This is a genomic window from Bacillus sp. F56 (assembly GCF_001748205.1).
GTDB lineage: Bacteria > Bacillota > Bacilli > Bacillales > Bacillaceae > Bacillus > Bacillus stercoris.
Window position 1 is genome coordinate 305,699 of the sequence record NZ_BDFC01000004.1, and the last position, 16,256, is coordinate 321,954.

Annotated in this window: 15 protein-coding genes; 11 read left to right on the forward strand and 4 right to left on the reverse strand. The window is 45.8% G+C overall.

Going from position 1 to position 16,256, the window contains the following annotated elements:
• Window positions 1-133 precede the first annotated feature (133 nt).
• From BFW96_RS01700 to BFW96_RS01710, 3 genes are all read left to right on the forward strand, one after another.
• A complete protein-coding gene (locus BFW96_RS01700) occupies window positions 134-1,318 on the forward strand; it encodes an FtsW/RodA/SpoVE family cell cycle protein (RefSeq protein ID WP_014665841.1) in 1,185 nt (394 codons plus the stop codon).
• Between the two features lie 105 nt (window positions 1,319-1,423).
• Entirely contained in the window at window positions 1,424-2,173 is a 750-nt protein-coding gene (gene nfsA / locus BFW96_RS01705) for an oxygen-insensitive NADPH nitroreductase (RefSeq protein ID WP_014665840.1), read from the forward strand.
• Between the two features lie 174 nt (window positions 2,174-2,347).
• Window positions 2,348-3,349: an LLM class flavin-dependent oxidoreductase gene (locus BFW96_RS01710; RefSeq protein WP_069838461.1), complete on the forward strand. Its 1,002-nt coding sequence runs from the start codon at window positions 2,348-2,350 to the stop codon at window positions 3,347-3,349.
• Window positions 3,350-3,385: 36 nt separating this feature from the next.
• On the opposite strand, the gene vpr is transcribed toward BFW96_RS01710, so the two are convergent.
• Window positions 3,386-5,806, reverse strand: a complete 2,421-nt coding sequence (gene vpr, locus BFW96_RS01715; protein WP_069838462.1) for a serine protease Vpr — start codon at window positions 5,804-5,806, stop codon at window positions 3,386-3,388.
• 530 nt (window positions 5,807-6,336) lie between these two features.
• Between vpr and BFW96_RS01720 the strand changes: the two genes are divergently transcribed.
• Window positions 6,337-6,639: a hypothetical protein gene (locus tag BFW96_RS01720; protein WP_003222155.1), complete on the forward strand. Its 303-nt coding sequence runs from the start codon at window positions 6,337-6,339 to the stop codon at window positions 6,637-6,639.
• A gap of 39 nt (window positions 6,640-6,678) precedes the next feature.
• On the forward strand, window positions 6,679-7,509 hold the full coding sequence (gene sacT / locus BFW96_RS01725; protein ID WP_069838463.1) for a sac operon transcriptional antiterminator SacT: 831 nt from the start codon (window positions 6,679-6,681) through the stop codon (window positions 7,507-7,509).
• Between the two features lie 39 nt (window positions 7,510-7,548).
• On the opposite strand, the gene BFW96_RS01730 is transcribed toward sacT, so the two are convergent.
• Complete coding sequence (locus tag BFW96_RS01730) at window positions 7,549-8,319, reverse strand: formate/nitrite transporter family protein (RefSeq protein WP_069838464.1); 771 nt, start codon at window positions 8,317-8,319, stop codon at window positions 7,549-7,551.
• A gap of 300 nt (window positions 8,320-8,619) precedes the next feature.
• Here BFW96_RS01730 and scrA point away from each other — a divergent pair, with 300 nt between their 5' ends.
• From scrA to BFW96_RS01745, 3 genes are all read left to right on the forward strand, one after another.
• Complete coding sequence (gene scrA / locus BFW96_RS01735; RefSeq protein ID WP_069838465.1) at window positions 8,620-10,005, forward strand: PTS system sucrose transporter subunit IIBC; 1,386 nt, start codon at window positions 8,620-8,622, stop codon at window positions 10,003-10,005.
• Window positions 10,002-11,441 (forward strand): sucrose-6-phosphate hydrolase, encoded by a 1,440-nt coding sequence (gene sacA, locus BFW96_RS01740; RefSeq protein ID WP_069838466.1) that lies wholly within the window; start codon window positions 10,002-10,004, stop codon window positions 11,439-11,441. The genes scrA and sacA overlap by 4 nt, the downstream gene beginning before the upstream one ends.
• Window positions 11,442-11,534: 93 nt before the next feature.
• Window positions 11,535-11,783 (forward strand): hypothetical protein, encoded by a 249-nt coding sequence (locus tag BFW96_RS01745; RefSeq protein WP_014665831.1) that lies wholly within the window; start codon window positions 11,535-11,537, stop codon window positions 11,781-11,783.
• Window positions 11,784-11,872: 89 nt separating this feature from the next.
• Here the strand turns inward: BFW96_RS01745 and BFW96_RS01750 are convergent, their stop codons facing one another.
• A complete protein-coding gene (locus BFW96_RS01750) occupies window positions 11,873-12,688 on the reverse strand; it encodes a bifunctional hydroxymethylpyrimidine kinase/phosphomethylpyrimidine kinase (protein WP_069838467.1) in 816 nt (271 codons plus the stop codon).
• Between the two features lie 177 nt (window positions 12,689-12,865).
• Between BFW96_RS01750 and BFW96_RS01755 the strand changes: the two genes are divergently transcribed.
• Together BFW96_RS01755 and BFW96_RS01760 are read left to right on the forward strand one after the other, a co-directional pair.
• A complete protein-coding gene (locus BFW96_RS01755; protein ID WP_069838468.1) occupies window positions 12,866-13,672 on the forward strand; it encodes a glycosyltransferase family 2 protein in 807 nt (268 codons plus the stop codon).
• 13 nt (window positions 13,673-13,685) lie between these two features.
• Entirely contained in the window at window positions 13,686-14,363 is a 678-nt protein-coding gene (locus BFW96_RS01760; RefSeq protein ID WP_014665828.1) for a uracil-DNA glycosylase, read from the forward strand.
• Window positions 14,364-14,387: 24 nt separating this feature from the next.
• Here BFW96_RS01760 and BFW96_RS01765 read toward each other — a convergent pair whose 3' ends face one another.
• Window positions 14,388-15,758 (reverse strand): aldehyde dehydrogenase, encoded by a 1,371-nt coding sequence (locus tag BFW96_RS01765; protein ID WP_069838469.1) that lies wholly within the window; start codon window positions 15,756-15,758, stop codon window positions 14,388-14,390.
• Window positions 15,759-15,924: 166 nt separating this feature from the next.
• Here BFW96_RS01765 and BFW96_RS01770 point away from each other — a divergent pair, with 166 nt between their 5' ends.
• Entirely contained in the window at window positions 15,925-16,242 is a 318-nt protein-coding gene (locus BFW96_RS01770; protein WP_069838470.1) for a YwdI family protein, read from the forward strand.
• The last annotated feature ends 14 nt before the right edge of the window (window positions 16,243-16,256 follow it).

A 16,256-nucleotide genomic window follows, 5' to 3' on the forward strand; every position in this document is an offset into this window, starting at 1 on the left:
ATGTCGTGTAGCTGAAAAGCGCCACAAGTGCGGAAAAAACTTAAAAGGAAGCGAGCTTCACGTGTCATCTTGAACGTGGTTCATGTATAATAAACATTAGTGATTTTCCGATGAAAATGTAAGGCGGGATAGAATGAGTCGATATAAGAAACAGCAAAGTCCCTTTTACCAGGGGGATTTGATTTTTATATTTGGTGTGTTTTTTATTATAAGCGTATTGGCGATTTATGCTGCCGGTCAGTTTGGGCAGTATGGAGATAATGCCTGGACGAAACAAATTATTTATTATGCTTTGGGGGCTATTGCCATTTCGGTACTGCTGTATTTCGATTTGGAGCAGCTTGAAAAATTGAGTTTATATGTATTTTTATTCGGGATTTTGCTTCTTTTGATATTGAGAGTCAGTCCTGAGTCTATTGCACCAGTGAAAAACGGTGCAAAAAGCTGGTTTCAGTTTGGTTCTGTAACGTTACAGCCCTCTGAATTTATGAAAATTGGGCTCATGATGATGGTAGCCTCAGTGATTTCAAAAGCAAGCCCTAAAAAAATCCGAACGCTCAGAGATGATGTGCATCTTTTGCTTAAGATTGCAGGTGTATCGGTAGTGCCGATCGGACTTATCCTTCTTCAGGATGCTGGTACAGCTGGGATATGTATGTTTATTGTGATTGTCATGATCTTTATGTCAGGAGTAAACTGGAAGCTGATTGCAATCATTGGTGGTTCTGGTATCTTACTTATTTCTCTTATTTTATTAGTGATGATTAATTTTCCTGATGCTGCTAAATCAGTTGGGATTCAAGAGTATCAAATAAAGAGGGTAACATCCTGGGTTTCTGATACAAATGGAACAACTCAGGAAGATGCAAATAGCAGCTGGCAGGTTGATCAGGCTGTTATGGCTATCGGCTCAGGCGGCATTGTCGGAAATGGCGTTCACAATTTGAAGGTGTATGTACCAGAAGGACAGACCGACTTTATCTTCGCCATTTTGGGTGAAAGCTTTGGCTTTATAGGCTGTGCAATTGTTGTCATTATGTTCTTCTTCTTAATCTACAGGCTTGTCGTTCTGATAGACAAAATACATCCGTTTAACCGTTTTGCTTCCTTCTTTTGCGTTGGCTATACGGCGTTAATTGTCATCCACACATTCCAGAATATCGGAATGAACATCGGCATTATGCCTGTTACCGGGATTCCGTTGCTGTTTGTCAGCTACGGTGGAAGCTCGACGCTTGCAACGCTAATCGGTTTCGGGATTGTGTATAACGCGAGTGTGCAGCTGACGAAATACAGAAGTTATCTCTTTAATTCTTAAGATGAAGACAGCCTTTTCAGAGGCTGTCTTTTTTTGTGCAGAGCATTTCACTTTTGGGAATACTTTTTTTCGGATATGATAAAAAGAGATAAGGAGGTTTTTGTGATGAATAACACAATCGAAACCATATTGAATCATCGGTCGATCCGGTCTTTTACTGATCAGCTTTTGACAGCTGAAGAAATTGATACATTAGTGAAAAGTGCGCAGGCTGCGTCTACATCCAGTTATGTGCAGGCATATTCGATTATCGGGGTTTCTGATCCTGAGAAAAAACGTGAGCTGTCTGTGCTTGCTGGGAATCAGCCTTACGTTGAGAAGAACGGGCACTTTTTTGTATTTTGTGCGGATTTGTACCGCCATCAACAACTGGCTGAGGAAAAAGGGGAACATATCTCTGAGCTGCTTGAGAATACGGAAATGTTTATGGTTAGCTTGATTGATGCGGCGCTCGCAGCGCAAAATATGAGCATTGCGGCTGAATCTATGGGGCTTGGCATTTGTTATATCGGCGGCATTCGGAATGAGTTGGACAAGGTGACAGAGGTGCTGCAAACGCCTGACCATGTGCTCCCGCTATTCGGGCTGGCAGTAGGTCATCCAGCGAATCTATCCGGCAAAAAACCGAGACTGCCAAAGCAGGCCGTTTATCATGAGAATGCGTATAATGTGAACGCAGACGATTTCCGTCATACTATGAATACGTATGACAAAACCATTTCTGATTACTATAGAGAAAGAACAAACGGACAGCGGGAAGAAACGTGGTCCGATCAAATACTGAACTTTATGAAGCAGAAGCCGCGTACGTATTTAAATGACTACGTCAAAGAAAAGGGCTTTAATAAAAACTAAAGCCAACCTCTCCGTCTAGGAGGGGTTTTTATGTTTCACGTGTAACATATTCCGACAAATAGGGACATGCTTTCACAAATAAACGGCGAATGATGGGAGACACTGATAAGCAGTGTGAGCGGCTTTGAAGAAAAATTAGGGGATCAGTGATACGATGAGGATGAGGTGGTAGGGATGGTTTCATTAAGTATATTAGATCAATCTCCAGTATCAAAGGGCAGCAATGCAGAAACGGCCTTGCAGCAAACCGTTGCGCTTGCCCAAGCTGCTGAGGACCTTGGATATAAGAGATTTTGGGTTTCTGAGCATCACTTTTCTAAACGGCTGGCAGGGTCTAGTCCTGAGGTGCTCATCAGTCATATAGCGGCGAAAACAAAGCGAATCCGCGTTGGATCAGGAGGAGTTATGCTGCCGCATTACAGTGCTTATAAAGTAGCTGAAAACTTTCGTGTTCTGGAGGGGCTGACACCGGGAAGAATTGACCTGGGGCTTGGCAGAGCACCGGGGGGAATGCCGATTGCATCATGGGCGCTGAATGACGGCGGTAAGCGCAATTCTGATCAGTATCCGCAGCAAATTAAGGAGCTGACCATGTATTTGCATGATTTGGCGGATGACAAACACCGTTTTCCGAATCTGACGGCTGCGCCGCATATTTCAACTGCTCCGGATGTATGGCTGCTAGGCTCTTCTGGAGAAAGCGCGCTGCTCGCCGCGGAATCTGGCGCTGGCTATATGTTTGCCCATTTTATCAATGGAGAAGGCGGAGAGGATACTGTCAGACAGTATAAGAGACGATTCAAACCGTCTGTATTAGGAGATGCACCGCGAGCGGCAGTTGCTGTTTTTGTTCTTTGTGCTGACACAGAGGAGAAGGCAGAGGAGCTTGGGGCTGTGCTTGATTTTACACTTTTGGCGGGAGAGCAGGGGATTCCTTTAGAGGGAGTTCCTTCGTATGAAGCTGTTCGGGAAAACTCGTATTCTCCCTATGAACAGAGACGAATTACTGATAATCGAAATCGAATGATTGTGGGTACGAAAGAACAGGTTAAGGAGCGGCTGCTAGCTTTGAGTAAAGCGTATGAAACAGAGGAAATCATGGTGGTGACCATTACACATCATTTTGAAGATAAGCTCCGCTCGTATCGTTTATTGCAGGAGGCGTTAGCTGACTGATCGTTAAAAAGCCCTGCCAATCGGCAGGGCTTCTTCTTATTCAACAGTGAAAGGCTCTTCGGTCAAAACCTGGCTTGATTTGCCTTTGTTCGCGGCATAGGCGAGCAAGTAATACTCTCCGGCCGGAAGCTTGGTTCCGCCATTAATCGTGCCGTCCCAGTCAAAGTACTGATAACCTTTATCTTGATTTTTATAAATGCCTGCTTGGCCTGCGAAATCAAGATTGCTGTCATAGACGAGGAACGCCAGCTCTTCCGCTCCCGCAGGAAGGTATGTTTCTATTTGATAGGTGCCTTGTACAGACCCTTCACTGACGGAGACAGATGTGACTCTCGGATAATCGGGCTCTTTCACAATCAGCAGTGTAGGTACCTTAGCGACCGTTTTTCCGCCTTCTCTGACGATAACTGTACCTTCATAGGTGCCTGCTTTTGTTTTCTTCGTATTGACTTTTACTTTTGCAGTGGCTTTTCCGGTTTGATGTGCCGGAATCACAACACGGCTTGTCCCGGATGTAGAGATGCCGCTGCCGTTAAATGAATATTCCAGTGTGTATGACTTTCTAATGGAAGATTGATTTTCAATCGTAAACGTTTCTTTTTTCGTTTCATTTCCGTTTTCCTTCAAGAATGTGCCGTATGAATAGCTTCCAGGAGAGACGAGCGAATCGGCTTTGATCGCGTTCATAATTCTTGCGCTGCCCGCGCCTTGGGCATTATGCGGATATACTTCCCCATCGCCATCCTTTAAAGTGACGGCGGTATTCATGATGGCAGCTTTAATCTGTTCAACGCTCCATTTTGGTTTGGCTTGTTTAATGACGGCAACTGCTCCGGCGATATGAGGCGATGCCATGCTTGTTCCTTGTTTTGATCCGTAGCCGTAAGGATGCTCAGGATTGTGTGTTGGGATCGTGCTGACGATATTGACGCCTGGCGCGGAAATATCAGGCTTAATCATCCACGTATCCATAACAGGGCCACGTGATGAGAAATCAGCCACTTGTTCACCGAGCGCTTTTGAGACCGTCAATTTGAATGTAGTTTTTGTCTCACCAGCTTTCAAGGCGCTGACGAGTTTTTCGCCGTCTTCTAATGAAAGTTTAATCGTTGGGACAGACATGCCTGGCACATTGGCTTCAATTTCTCCAGAGAAGTTGTTATACACAACCATGCCGATGGCACCGGCCTTTTTAGCGTTATCCGCTTTATCCACAAATGCAATGCTGCCTCGTTTGACAACGGCGACTTTGCCTGTCAGGTCTTTTCCTTCAAAGTCCTTTGCTTCGCCGATTCCCGCTTCGACGAGCTCAACTTCTTTGTTATTGAGTGCTTTGACTTCGTCCTCCTTGTTATAGCCCATCACTTTTGCTGAAGAGTAGGAGCCGAATTTGACGGCGTATTCATTGAGCGGCAGCTGAGTCGCACCGACAGAAATCGCTTCTCTTGATGTGCCAGGCGATCCGACTGTCCAGCCGTTTGGTCCGCTGTTGCCGTTTGATGTAACAGCGACAACCCCTTCTGACATGGCCCAGTCAAGTGCTGTGCTTGTCGCCCAGTCCGGGTTGTTTAAAGAGTTTCCGAGAGAAAGGTTCATCACATCTGCTCCGTCCTGTACAGCGCGTTCCACGCCCGCAATGACGTTTTCCGATGTCCCGCTTCCGCCAGGGCCTAACACACGATAAGCAAGAAGTGTGGCATCAGGCGCTACACCTTTAATCGTTCCGTTTGCAGCCACAGTTCCGGCTACGTGTGTGCCGTGGTCCGTTGCACCGCCCCTTGGATCGCCGGTTGGTGTTTCCTTTGGATCGTAATCATTGTCCACAAAATCGTATCCTTTATATTGTCCAAAGTTTTTCTTCAGATCTGGGTGATTGTATTCAACCCCAGTATCAATAATCGCCACCTTGACGCCTTTTCCTGTGTAGCCTAAATCCCATGCATCGTTTGCTCCGATATAAGGCGCACTGTCATCCATTTGCGGAGATACGGCGTCTTCAGAGATCGTGACGTCTTTATCCTTCATATTGTCTGTTTTATACGTGACGTTCGGGTATACTGCCTTCACGTCTTTTACCGCGAGAAGTTTTGGAATCTCATTAGCTGGGAGTTTCATAGAGAAGCCTGAGAATACCTGCTCATATTCCCGGTTTACTTTTCCGTTTTTTACCGCTTTGATTGCTTTGTTTTTTGCTTTTGTGCGAGCGGTTTTCAGCTTGCTTTTCGATTGGCTTTCTCCAGCTTCCTTCGCTTCTGCCAAGGATTTTTCTTTTAATTCCACTATAACGGTTGTTTTTTTGCTTGTTGTCATGTCGATATCACCGAATACCTCGGCTTTTTCCAGGTCAGCCGACGTTTTTGAAGACGGCGGTGCTGCCTTGACGCCCGTAACACCTGTGGATAACGTAAAAAATAAGACGAAACTGACAAGCAGAAAGCGAAAGATCCCCTTTTTCAATGTGTTTCCCCCTTTGTATTTAGAAAAAATGTGAAAGATCTAGTATATATTTCTTGAAAATTCAAAAAAAATCCTTGTGTCATTTGGACCATTTATTGGATTTTGTTTGTGTATAAGGAAGGAGTTATACACAGAACCCTGTGCATAAGTGAATAAACCTGTGTATATATATAGTTGGGAATAAATGTTCGTATACAAAATATAGATAGGGTTTGTGGACATGTGGATATCTATTGTGATTAAGTTGTTCTTATCTTTGGGATAACTTGTGTATAAAGTTTTCAAACCGTTCTCCAATTTTCATTTCAATTCTTTCAGCTTTCAACAAAACTTCTAAAAACTAGTTGGTTTTTTCACTCATATTGTGACAAAGAATTCTCTTTCCACGGTCTATCATAGAGTCATGAGTTTTGCTAGAGCTGCTAGTTTGCGAGAAAAGAAATCGGCCGTCTTTTCCTGCGGGCTGCGGCTGAGAAAACGGGCTGCTAAAAAAGGCTGCCTGCCAAAAAGAAGCGGAGGGATGTTTTTCTATGAAACGTTTGCTTGTATCTTTACGGGTGTGGATGGTCTTTTTGATGAACTGGGTGACGCCGGACAGAAAAACTGCGGCTGCCGCGGTCTACTCGGCTCAGCGTACATACCAAAGAAAGGCGGCGGTGCAAGCCGCGGGACTTGTTTCGTTTTATGAATGGCGGATGGCTGTGAATGAGGAAGAGAAACAGAAAGCGAAAGCCGCCGCGCTTTATAAAAGAAGGTGTTTGCAAGCCTTCAAGGAATCGCCAAAGCAGGAGAGAGCGGGCCCGCATCTTTACATGGCGGTCAAAAGGAGGTAAAATCCCAGTCAAAAGCAAATTGGCGGGAGAGATAACCTCTTGAAAATCTATAAAGTATTAAACAACAATGCGGCTTTAATAAAAGAGGATGATCAGGAAAAAATCGTGATGGGTCCGGGAATCGCTTTTCAAAAAAAGAAAAATGATCTCATCCCTATGAATAAAGTGGAAAAAATCTTTGTCGTGCGCGACGAGAATGAAAAATTCAAACAAATCCTGCAAACACTGCCGGAGGAGCATATAGAGATAGCTGAGGATATCATCAGCTATGCGGAAGGGGAGCTCGCGGCGCCGCTGAGCGACCACATTCATATCGCGCTTTCTGACCATTTATCCTTTGCGATCGAAAGGGTTCAAAATGGGCTGCTTGTGCAGAATAAATTGCTGCATGAGATAAAAGCGCTCTATAAAAAAGAATACGAGATCGGCCTGTGGGCGATCGGACATGTAAAAGAGACATTAGGCGTGTCTCTGCCTGAAGATGAAGCGGGTTATATTGCCCTTCACATCCATACGGCCAAGATGGATGCGGAGAGCATGTATTCAGCGCTGAAGCATACGACCATGATCAAAGAAATGATAGAGAAAATAGAACAATACTTTAATCGAAAGGTGGATGAAAACAGCATTTCCTATCAACGCCTTGTCACGCATTTGCGATACGCGGTCAGCCGGTTGGAATCAAATGAAGCGCTCCATCATATGGACGAGGAGATGCTTTATTTCATCCAAAAAAAGTATTCATTTGCCTATCAATGTGCGCTGGAGCTGGCGGAGTTTTTGAAAAATGAATATCAATTACATTTGCCGGAATCCGAGGCCGGCTATATCACGCTGCATGTCCAGCGTCTTCAAGATCTCTCGGAATAACCGCTTTGACTTGCAGGGAGTGATCTCTGGAAGTTTTTTTTATTGATCAGGATTGAGTGTGTAGTACATCCAGCCCATCATGACCATTCCAGCGGTCAGATTCCCGAGCGTAACGGGAATTAAGTTTCTGACTGCTCCCATCAGTGTCACTGTATCAGGGTGCTCGACCAAAAGTGAGATGGCGAATGTGCACATATTGGCAATGCTGTGTTCAAAGCCGGAAATAAAGAAGCAGAAAACGAAAAGCATCATGGTAAAGAGCTTTGCGCCTTCCCCTTTGAGAGCCATTGGAATGAAAAAGGCGAGGCACACAAGCCAATTGCACAGCAATCCTCTGAAAAACAGTTCGGAAGCCGGCGGCTCCATTTTGTGTTCTGCCAGATGAATCAAAAAGGAATGTACGGAAGACTCCTCAAAAAGCCCTGTCGCGCTGATCAGGATGGCAAACAAAATGGCGCCGATTAAATTGCCGGCATAGCTTGATATCCACAAGTACAGGGTGTCGCGCCAGCGGAGTTTTTTTCGGAGCGCGGTATAGGTGAAATAAAAGGTATTGCCGGTAAATAAATCTCCGCCTCCGTAAGCGATCAGCACAATAGCGGCCCCGAAAGTGACAGCGGCTGCCGGAAAGGCAAATGGAGAATCAGCCATATAGAAATAACTGCCGGTTTTACTTGCGGCTGTAATGCCAAAACCAATAAACATACTGGCCAAAATGGACCGTAGCACATAACGGATTTTGCTTGAAGCGAATATGTGTTGTTTTTTCAAAGCGTACTGTTCAACCTTTTGCAATGCTTGAGTTTCCATGGTCTTTTCCTGCTTTCTATCATGATTGAGCATAGTATAGCATGATATTGTGAACTATTTCACAAATATTTTTTACGAATTTTTGTCTACATGTTTTATCAAACTATTTAACTAAAAAGTAGTTGACGAAAACGCTGTCATGTTTTATGATGAAAGCGTATTCTCAATCTGAATAAGCGGGATTGTGACTGGTAAAGCAGGCAAGACCTAAAATTTGCGAAATGAAAAAAGGATCACTGTGTCCTTTATTCGTTGGCGAATTTTAGGTCTTTTTTGTTTAAATAAAAGGGGGAGAAACAGATGGATTACAAAGAGACTGCAAAACGCCTCATTGAGCTTCTCGGAGGGAAAGATAACATTATCAGCGCGGCTCATTGTGCAACAAGACTGCGTTTAGTGATGAAAGATGAATCAAAGATAGATCAAGCACAGGTTGAAGAGCTTGATGGTGTCAAAGGGGCCTTCAGCAGCTCTGGCCAGTACCAGATCATTTTCGGAACAGGCCTTGTGAATAAAGTATTCGATGCTTTTTCTAAAGAAGCTGATATTGAGCGTGAGGAACACGTCAATCATCAGGATGCGGCAAAAGAAAAGCTGAATCCTGCTGCGAGATTTGCGAAAACGCTTTCTAATATTTTTGTCCCAATTATCCCGGCTATTGTAGCCAGCGGCCTATTAATGGGATTGCTGGGTATGATCAATGCGTTTCATTGGATGAGCAAGGATTCTGCGGTTTTTCAGCTGCTTGATATGTTTTCAAGTGCAGCATTCATTTTCTTGCCGATTCTAATTGGAGTAAGCGCTTCAAAAGAATTTGGCAGCAACCCGTACTTGGGAGCGGTCATTGGGGGAATCATGATTCATCCAAACCTTTTGAATCCATGGGGTTTGGCTGAAGCGACACCTGATTATATGCATCTTTTCGGATTGGATATCGCGCTTCTAGGCTATCAGGGAACTGTCATTCCTGTTCTGCTGGCGGTTTATGTAATGAGCAAGGTAGAGAAATGGACAAGAAAAGTGGTTCCGCATGCGGTAGATTTGCTTGTTACACCTTTTGTTACTGTAATTGTCACCGGGTTTGTTGCTTTTATCGCGATTGGCCCTCTGGGAAGAGCCCTTGGCTCCGGGATTACGGTTGCTTTAACTTATGTGTATGACCATGCCGGTTTTGTTGCAGGTTTGATTTTCGGGGGCACGTATTCACTCATCGTACTGACAGGTGTTCATCACAGCTTCCATGCGATTGAGGCGGGGCTAATTGCGGATATTGGCAAAAACTACTTGCTGCCAATCTGGTCAATGGCGAATGTCGCACAGGGCGGGGCCGGCCTTGCCGTCTTCTTTATGGCCAAAAAAGCAAAGACAAAAGAAATCGCGCTTCCGGCTGCATTTTCCGCTTTTCTCGGCATTACTGAGCCCGTCATATTCGGAGTCAACCTTCGCTACCGTAAGCCATTTATCGCCGCGATGATCGGAGGCGCATTGGGCGGTGCTTATGTCGTCTTTACGCATGTTGCTGCAAACGCTTATGGGTTAACGGGTATTCCGATGATCGCCATTGCTGCGCCGTTTGGCATGGGCAACTTGATCAACTATCTGATTGGGATGGCCATAGCGGCAGTGTCAGCGTTCATTGCAGCATTTGTCATGAAGATTAATGAGGATGAGGGGAGAAAAAAATGACAGCACATGATCAGGAGCTTCGTCGCCGGGCTTATGAAGAGGTGGAGAAAAAAGAGCCTATCGCTGACAGCGATCCGCATCGCCAGCATTTTCACATCATGCCGCCGGTTGGGCTGCTGAATGACCCGAATGGCGTGATTTATTGGAAGGGCACCTATCATGTATTCTTTCAGTGGCAGCCGTTTCAGACGGGGCACGGCGCGAAATTTTGGGGGCATTATACGACACAGGATGTTGTGAATTGGAAGCGGGAAGACATTGCGCTCGCTCCGAGTGATTGGTTCGATAAAAACGGCTGCTACTCGGGCAGCGCTGTCCCGAAAGATGATCAGCTCTATCTGTTTTACACAGGAAATGTCAGGGACCAGGAGGGAAATCGGGAAACGTATCAATGCCTTGCTGTTTCTGACGACGGGATGTCCTTTGAGAAAAAGGGTGTTGTCGCCCGCCTTCCGGAAGGATACACCCCCCATTTTCGCGACCCGAAGGTATGGGAGCATGAAGGTACATGGTATATGGTGATTGGTGCGCAAACGGAAAATTTGAAAGGGCAGGCTGTATTGTTTGCTTCTGATAACCTGACAGAGTGGCGATTTCTTGGCCCGATAACTGGCGCGGGATTCAACGGGCTGGACGATTTTGGATACATGTGGGAATGCCCTGATTTGTTTCCCCTTCAAGGATCCGACGTGCTGATTGTCTCGCCTCAAGGGCTTGAGGCTGACGGTTTCCTTTATCAGAACGTGTACCAGTCAGGTTATTTTGTCGGGCGTCTCGATTATAACAAGCCTGAACTGAAGCATGGTGATTTTAGGGAGCTTGATCAAGGTTTTGATTTTTACGCGCCGCAAACACTTGAAGATGATCAGGGCAGACGAATTTTGTTTGCATGGATGGCTGTGCCTGACCAGGATGAAGGATCTCATCCGACGATTGACTATCACTGGATTCACTGCATGACGCTGCCGAGACAGCTGACGCTATCAGGCGAGAAGCTGATTCAGCAGCCGCTGCCTGAGCTGAAAGCCATGCGCAGAAACGAGAAGAAATTACAAATCCACATGCACGAATCATCTGGCACACTTCCAGTGGAAAACGCTGAAAGAGCTGAGATCTTGCTGGAAGACATTCATACGGAGTCCGGTTTTTCAATCAGTATCCGCGGAACGGCTTCGTTTTCCTTCCATAAAGACGAGGGGATTGTTACGCTGGAACGGACGAGCTTCGACGGAAAAAGAAAAGAGTCGAGACATTGCCGCATCAAGGATTTGCATACCGTGCACATGTTTATCGACGCATCCTCTATTGAAATCTTTATCAATAACGGAGAAGAGGTCTTTAGTGCGAGATATTTTCCTTTCCCGGGAAATCATGAAGTAACAGCCAGTTCGACCGGGAAATCTGAAATGAATGTCAGAATTTGGACCCTTATGTAGAAAATCCTTCTATTTTCTTATGTGAAATCTAAGCCATCTGTGCTATTCTTCAACGATAACCTACTATTTTTTTCTGTAAAAGGAGTTGTTTTCTTGAATATACATGAACAGAAGATAACACCGGCATGTTTGGAAAAGGCTGCGGACCAAGTTGAAGATAAGCGGGAAGAATATAAGGATGTGCTGCTTCAGCTGAAAAAAATGCTTGGCGGAACAACACCGCACAGTGAAACGGCGGAAATTCTCACGCGGGCATATGAACAAATGAAGGAATATGCACTTTTTGTTCAGTCGATAGAAGCATTTTTGAGGAAATCTGCAAATAATTTAAAAATCAAATAAACAGGCTGCCGAGGGATCGGCAGTTTTTTCTGTGAAAAGTCTTCGGTGATTTAAAAGCGGCTGCCTCTCAGTAAGGCAGCCGCTTTTTTTTATGATTGTTGATTCAGGCGCAGCGCAGAATGCTTCGTAGGTCCGACATACTGGTTTAACGGGAAGGATTCTTTAATGGCAGCTGTGATGAATTCTTTCGCTGCGTAAATGGCTTCTTTGACTTCCGCACCTTTGGCAAGCTCCGCTGTCACGGCTGCTGAGAATGTACAGCCTGCGCCATGTGTATAAGGCGTATCGATCATTTCGCTTTCAAGGACTTCCGCTGTTTTACCGTCATAGAGAACATCAACGGCTTTCTCATGTTTGAGTTTGCCTCCGCCTGTAATGACGACATATTGAGCGCCGAGTGCATGAATTTTTTTCGCGGCTTCGATCATATCGTCAACTGTTTTTAGTTCATCCATGCCGCTGAGCTGGCTGGCTTCAAACAAGTTTGGCGTAATGACAGTGGCTAGCGGAGCCAACTGCTCACGCAGGGCTTGGGCATGCTCTGGATAAAGGACTTCATTAGCACCTTTGCAAACCATAACCGGGTCAATTACCACATTTTTTAATTGTTTTTCTTTGATTGTTTTTGCTGCAAGCTCGATAATGTCAACGGTTGGCAGCATTCCTGTTTTCATGGCGTCCACACCGATGCCGTCCGTAATCGTTGCAAGCTGGGCGCGGATTGTATCCGTATCGATCGGGAATACCTGGTGGTTCCAGCTGTTGTTCGGGTCCATCGCAACGATCACCGTTAAGGCGGTCATCCCGTATACGTTTTTTTCTTGAAATGTTTTTAAATCAGCTTGAATCCCAGCACCGCCGCTGGAATCTGAGCCGGCAATGGTGAGTGCTTTATGCATAGACATGTCTTGAACCTCCATCGTGTTTTGTCTTTCATTATAGTTAGATTTTCTCTGTATCACAATATAGAATGCTTAGCATCTCAAGGTCACCTTTCCTGTTTCAGTAGGATATTCCCACTGATCTCCCGTGCAATATATGTTTTAATAGTACATGACTATGAAAATGAGAAGGAGAGCATCATGAAGATTTCTATCGTAATTGTGACCTATAATCGGATTCCGGCTTTGTGTGAGCTTTTGGAGTCGATTTCCCGCCAGACCTTGAAGCCGTATGAAATTATTATTGTGAATGATGCGGGGGAATCGGTCGTGCCAGTCAAAGCACTGTATCCGGAGCTGCCGATTGCTGTCATCAATTTAGAAAAGAACTCGGGGCATGTGGCTGCGAGAAATGCCGGTGTAAAAGAGGCGTCTGGCGATTGCATTATGCTATGTGATGACGATGATTTCTTTACGCCAGGGCATGTGGAGAGAATGGCGAAGGAAATAGAAACGGCAGATTTCGTTCATTCTGATGCGGAAATTGTCTCGTTTGAAGAGAAAAACGGAACAAGATATCCTATTTCACGGAAGCTGTTTGCTTATACCGCTGACTATGAGGATATGAGAGTGTTCTCTACATATGTGCCGTCGGGCAGCATGTACAGACGTTTCTTGCATGATGAAATCGGGTATTTCGATGCTGATGTGCACAATTATTGGGACTGGGATTTTTATTTACGCGCGGCCAAGGATTACCGGGTGAAGCGTGTCCCTTGCGCCAGTGTGATTTATGCCTTCAGTGACGCGGGAGACAATCAGTCTGCGGACCTTGGCGCCAAGCGGAAGCAATATTTGGATCGGTTAAGTGAAAAGCACGGACTCGGAGAGCTGCCGACGAAAAACTTTGCCGTCCTGCTTGAAGAGCCTGAGATGAAAAGGCGGGAAGCAAAAAGTGAAATGGTTTGGGATGGCGAACCTGTTTATTCCAGACTTCATCGTTCGTAAGGAGGCCTGAATCTTGAAACAGCTTTTACAAGACAGCTGGTGGGATCAGCTAAAGGAAGAGTTTGAGAAACCGTATTATCAAGAGCTCAGAGAAATGCTGAAGCAGGAATACGCGGAGCAAACGATTTATCCGGACAGCCGGGACATTTTCAATGCGCTGCATTATACGTCCTATGATGATGTCAAGGTCGTCATTCTGGGGCAAGATCCGTATCACGGGCCGGGACAGGCTCAAGGCTTAAGCTTCTCTGTAAAGCCGGGTGTAAAGCAGCCGCCTTCGTTAAAAAATATTTTTCTTGAGCTGCAGCAGGACATCGGATGCAGCATCCCAAATCACGGATCGCTTGTGAGCTGGGCAAAGCAAGGGGTTCTTTTGCTGAATACTGTGCTGACAGTAAGGCGCGGACAGGCGAATTCCCATAAGGGAAAAGGCTGGGAGCGTCTGACAGACCGGATTATCGATGTGCTGAATGAAAGAGAGCGGCCGGTTATCTTTATTTTGTGGGGACGGCATGCTCAAATGAAAAAAGAACGGATCGACACGTCCAAGCATTTTATCATTGAATCAACGCATCCCAGCCCGTTTTCTGCAAGAAACGGATTTTTCGGGAGCAGACCGTTTTCCCGGGCGAATGCCTATTTGGAGAAAATGGGAGAGGCACCGATTGATTGGTGTATTAAGGATTTGTAAAAAGCGCAGGTGATCTGCGCTTTTTTATTTGAGTATTTTTCGAATCATTCGCAGCCCGTTTTTGGAGGAAGGATAACGAAATGCGAAGTCGAAGCGGTTCGTTTGTTTGACGATGCTTTTTTTGTGCGTAAACGTGTTAAAGCTGTCAAATCCGTGATAGCTGCCGATGCCGCTTTCCCCGATGCCGCCGAATGGCAAATACGGCGTCGCAACATGCATTAACGTATCGTTGACACAGCCTCCGCCAAACGACAGATTCTCTAAAACAGCGCGCTCAGTTTCTTTGTTTGTGGTGAAGAGATACAGGGCGAGCGGCTTTGGGCGCGATTGGACTTTCTCAATGACTTCCCCGATATCACGGTATGTAAAGAGCGGAAGAATCGGCCCGAAAATCTCCTCCTGCATCACTGGAGAGTCATCCCTCACTTGTTCGAGAATGGTCGGCGCGATTTTGTGATGATCAGGATCGGATTGTCCGCCTGTGAGCGGGATGCCATCATTCAGAAAGCTGAGCAGCCGCTGATAATGCCGTTCACTGACGATTTTCCCGTACTGTGGATTCCGTTCAGGCTGAGGGCCGTAAAATTCTCTGATTGCATGCTTCATTTCTTCTGCCAGCTTCGTTTTGATGTCTTCGTGGACAAATAAATAATCCGGTGCGATGCAAGTTTGTCCCGCATTTGTAAATTTTCCGAAGACGATGCGTTTTGCGGCAAGCCGTATGTCAGCATCCTTATGGACGATGCAGGGGCTTTTTCCGCCGAGCTCCAAGGTTACGGGAATTAATTGTTTGGCGGCGGCCTCCATGACGACTTTTCCGACGGCTACGCTGCCTGTAAAGAAAATGTAGTCAAAGGGCTGCTGTAATAATGCCGTGCTGACGTCGGGCCCGCCTTCTGCCATAGCGACATAATCGGTCGGAAAAACACTGCTGATGAGTTTCGAAAGTGCAGCGGAAACAGCCGGCGTATATTCTGATGGTTTGAGAACGACCGTGTTCCCCGCCGCAATGGCTCCGATCAACGGGGAAAGCGCCAGCTGCAAGGGATAGTTCCAAGGCGCAATCACCAAAACGGTTCCATACGGCTCAGGGATGATGATGCTCTTGGAGCCTAGATGAGTCAGTGGCGTTTTGACTCGTTTCGGCTTGGACCATTTTTTCAGCCGTTTCATGACAAAGCTGATTTCCTCCAAGATGATTCCGATTTCTGTTGAGTACGCTTCTTGCTCAGATTTGTGGAGATCCTGGTAGAGAGCGGCTATGAGATCGGCCTCATGAGTTTTGACGGCTTGTTTCAGCTTCTGCAAAATGTTCAGTCTCGTTTCAAGCGGTCTCGTATGTCCCGCTGCAAAATAGGTTTTATGCTTGCTGACGATAGAGGGGATGTTGTTCATTCCGTCTCTCCTTTTTGTAAGGTATGGTGATTTATTATGTGAAAAATCTCTTCTGCTTGTCAATTGCGCAAGGTTTGTCAGAAAAAATAACAAACTCATTTCTGCGTTCACGGCAGGAATTTGATAAAATGCAGGAAGATAACATTTATTTTTTGGAGGGTGCTTCATGAACATTCATATATCTGCTTTGATTCAAAAGATGGAAGAAGAGCTGAAAAAAGCAAAAACGGCTGAACGAGATGAGGAGCTGAAGCGTTATGTAGCGGTTGTCCGTTCTCTGTGTGATGTCGTGCTTGATCAGCCGGAGACCGAGAGCGCGCCCCGCATACAGCCGAGCGTTACGCCAAGTCCTGCCCCGCCGCCATCGACAGACCAGCTGATGATGGAAAAAATGATGGGGAGCGCGGGATTAAACAAATATCGAAAGCAAGAAAAAGAGAAGCAGGAAGAGGACGGAAACGGAGAGTCTTTATTTGATTTTTAAAGAGAGAGGTTGAG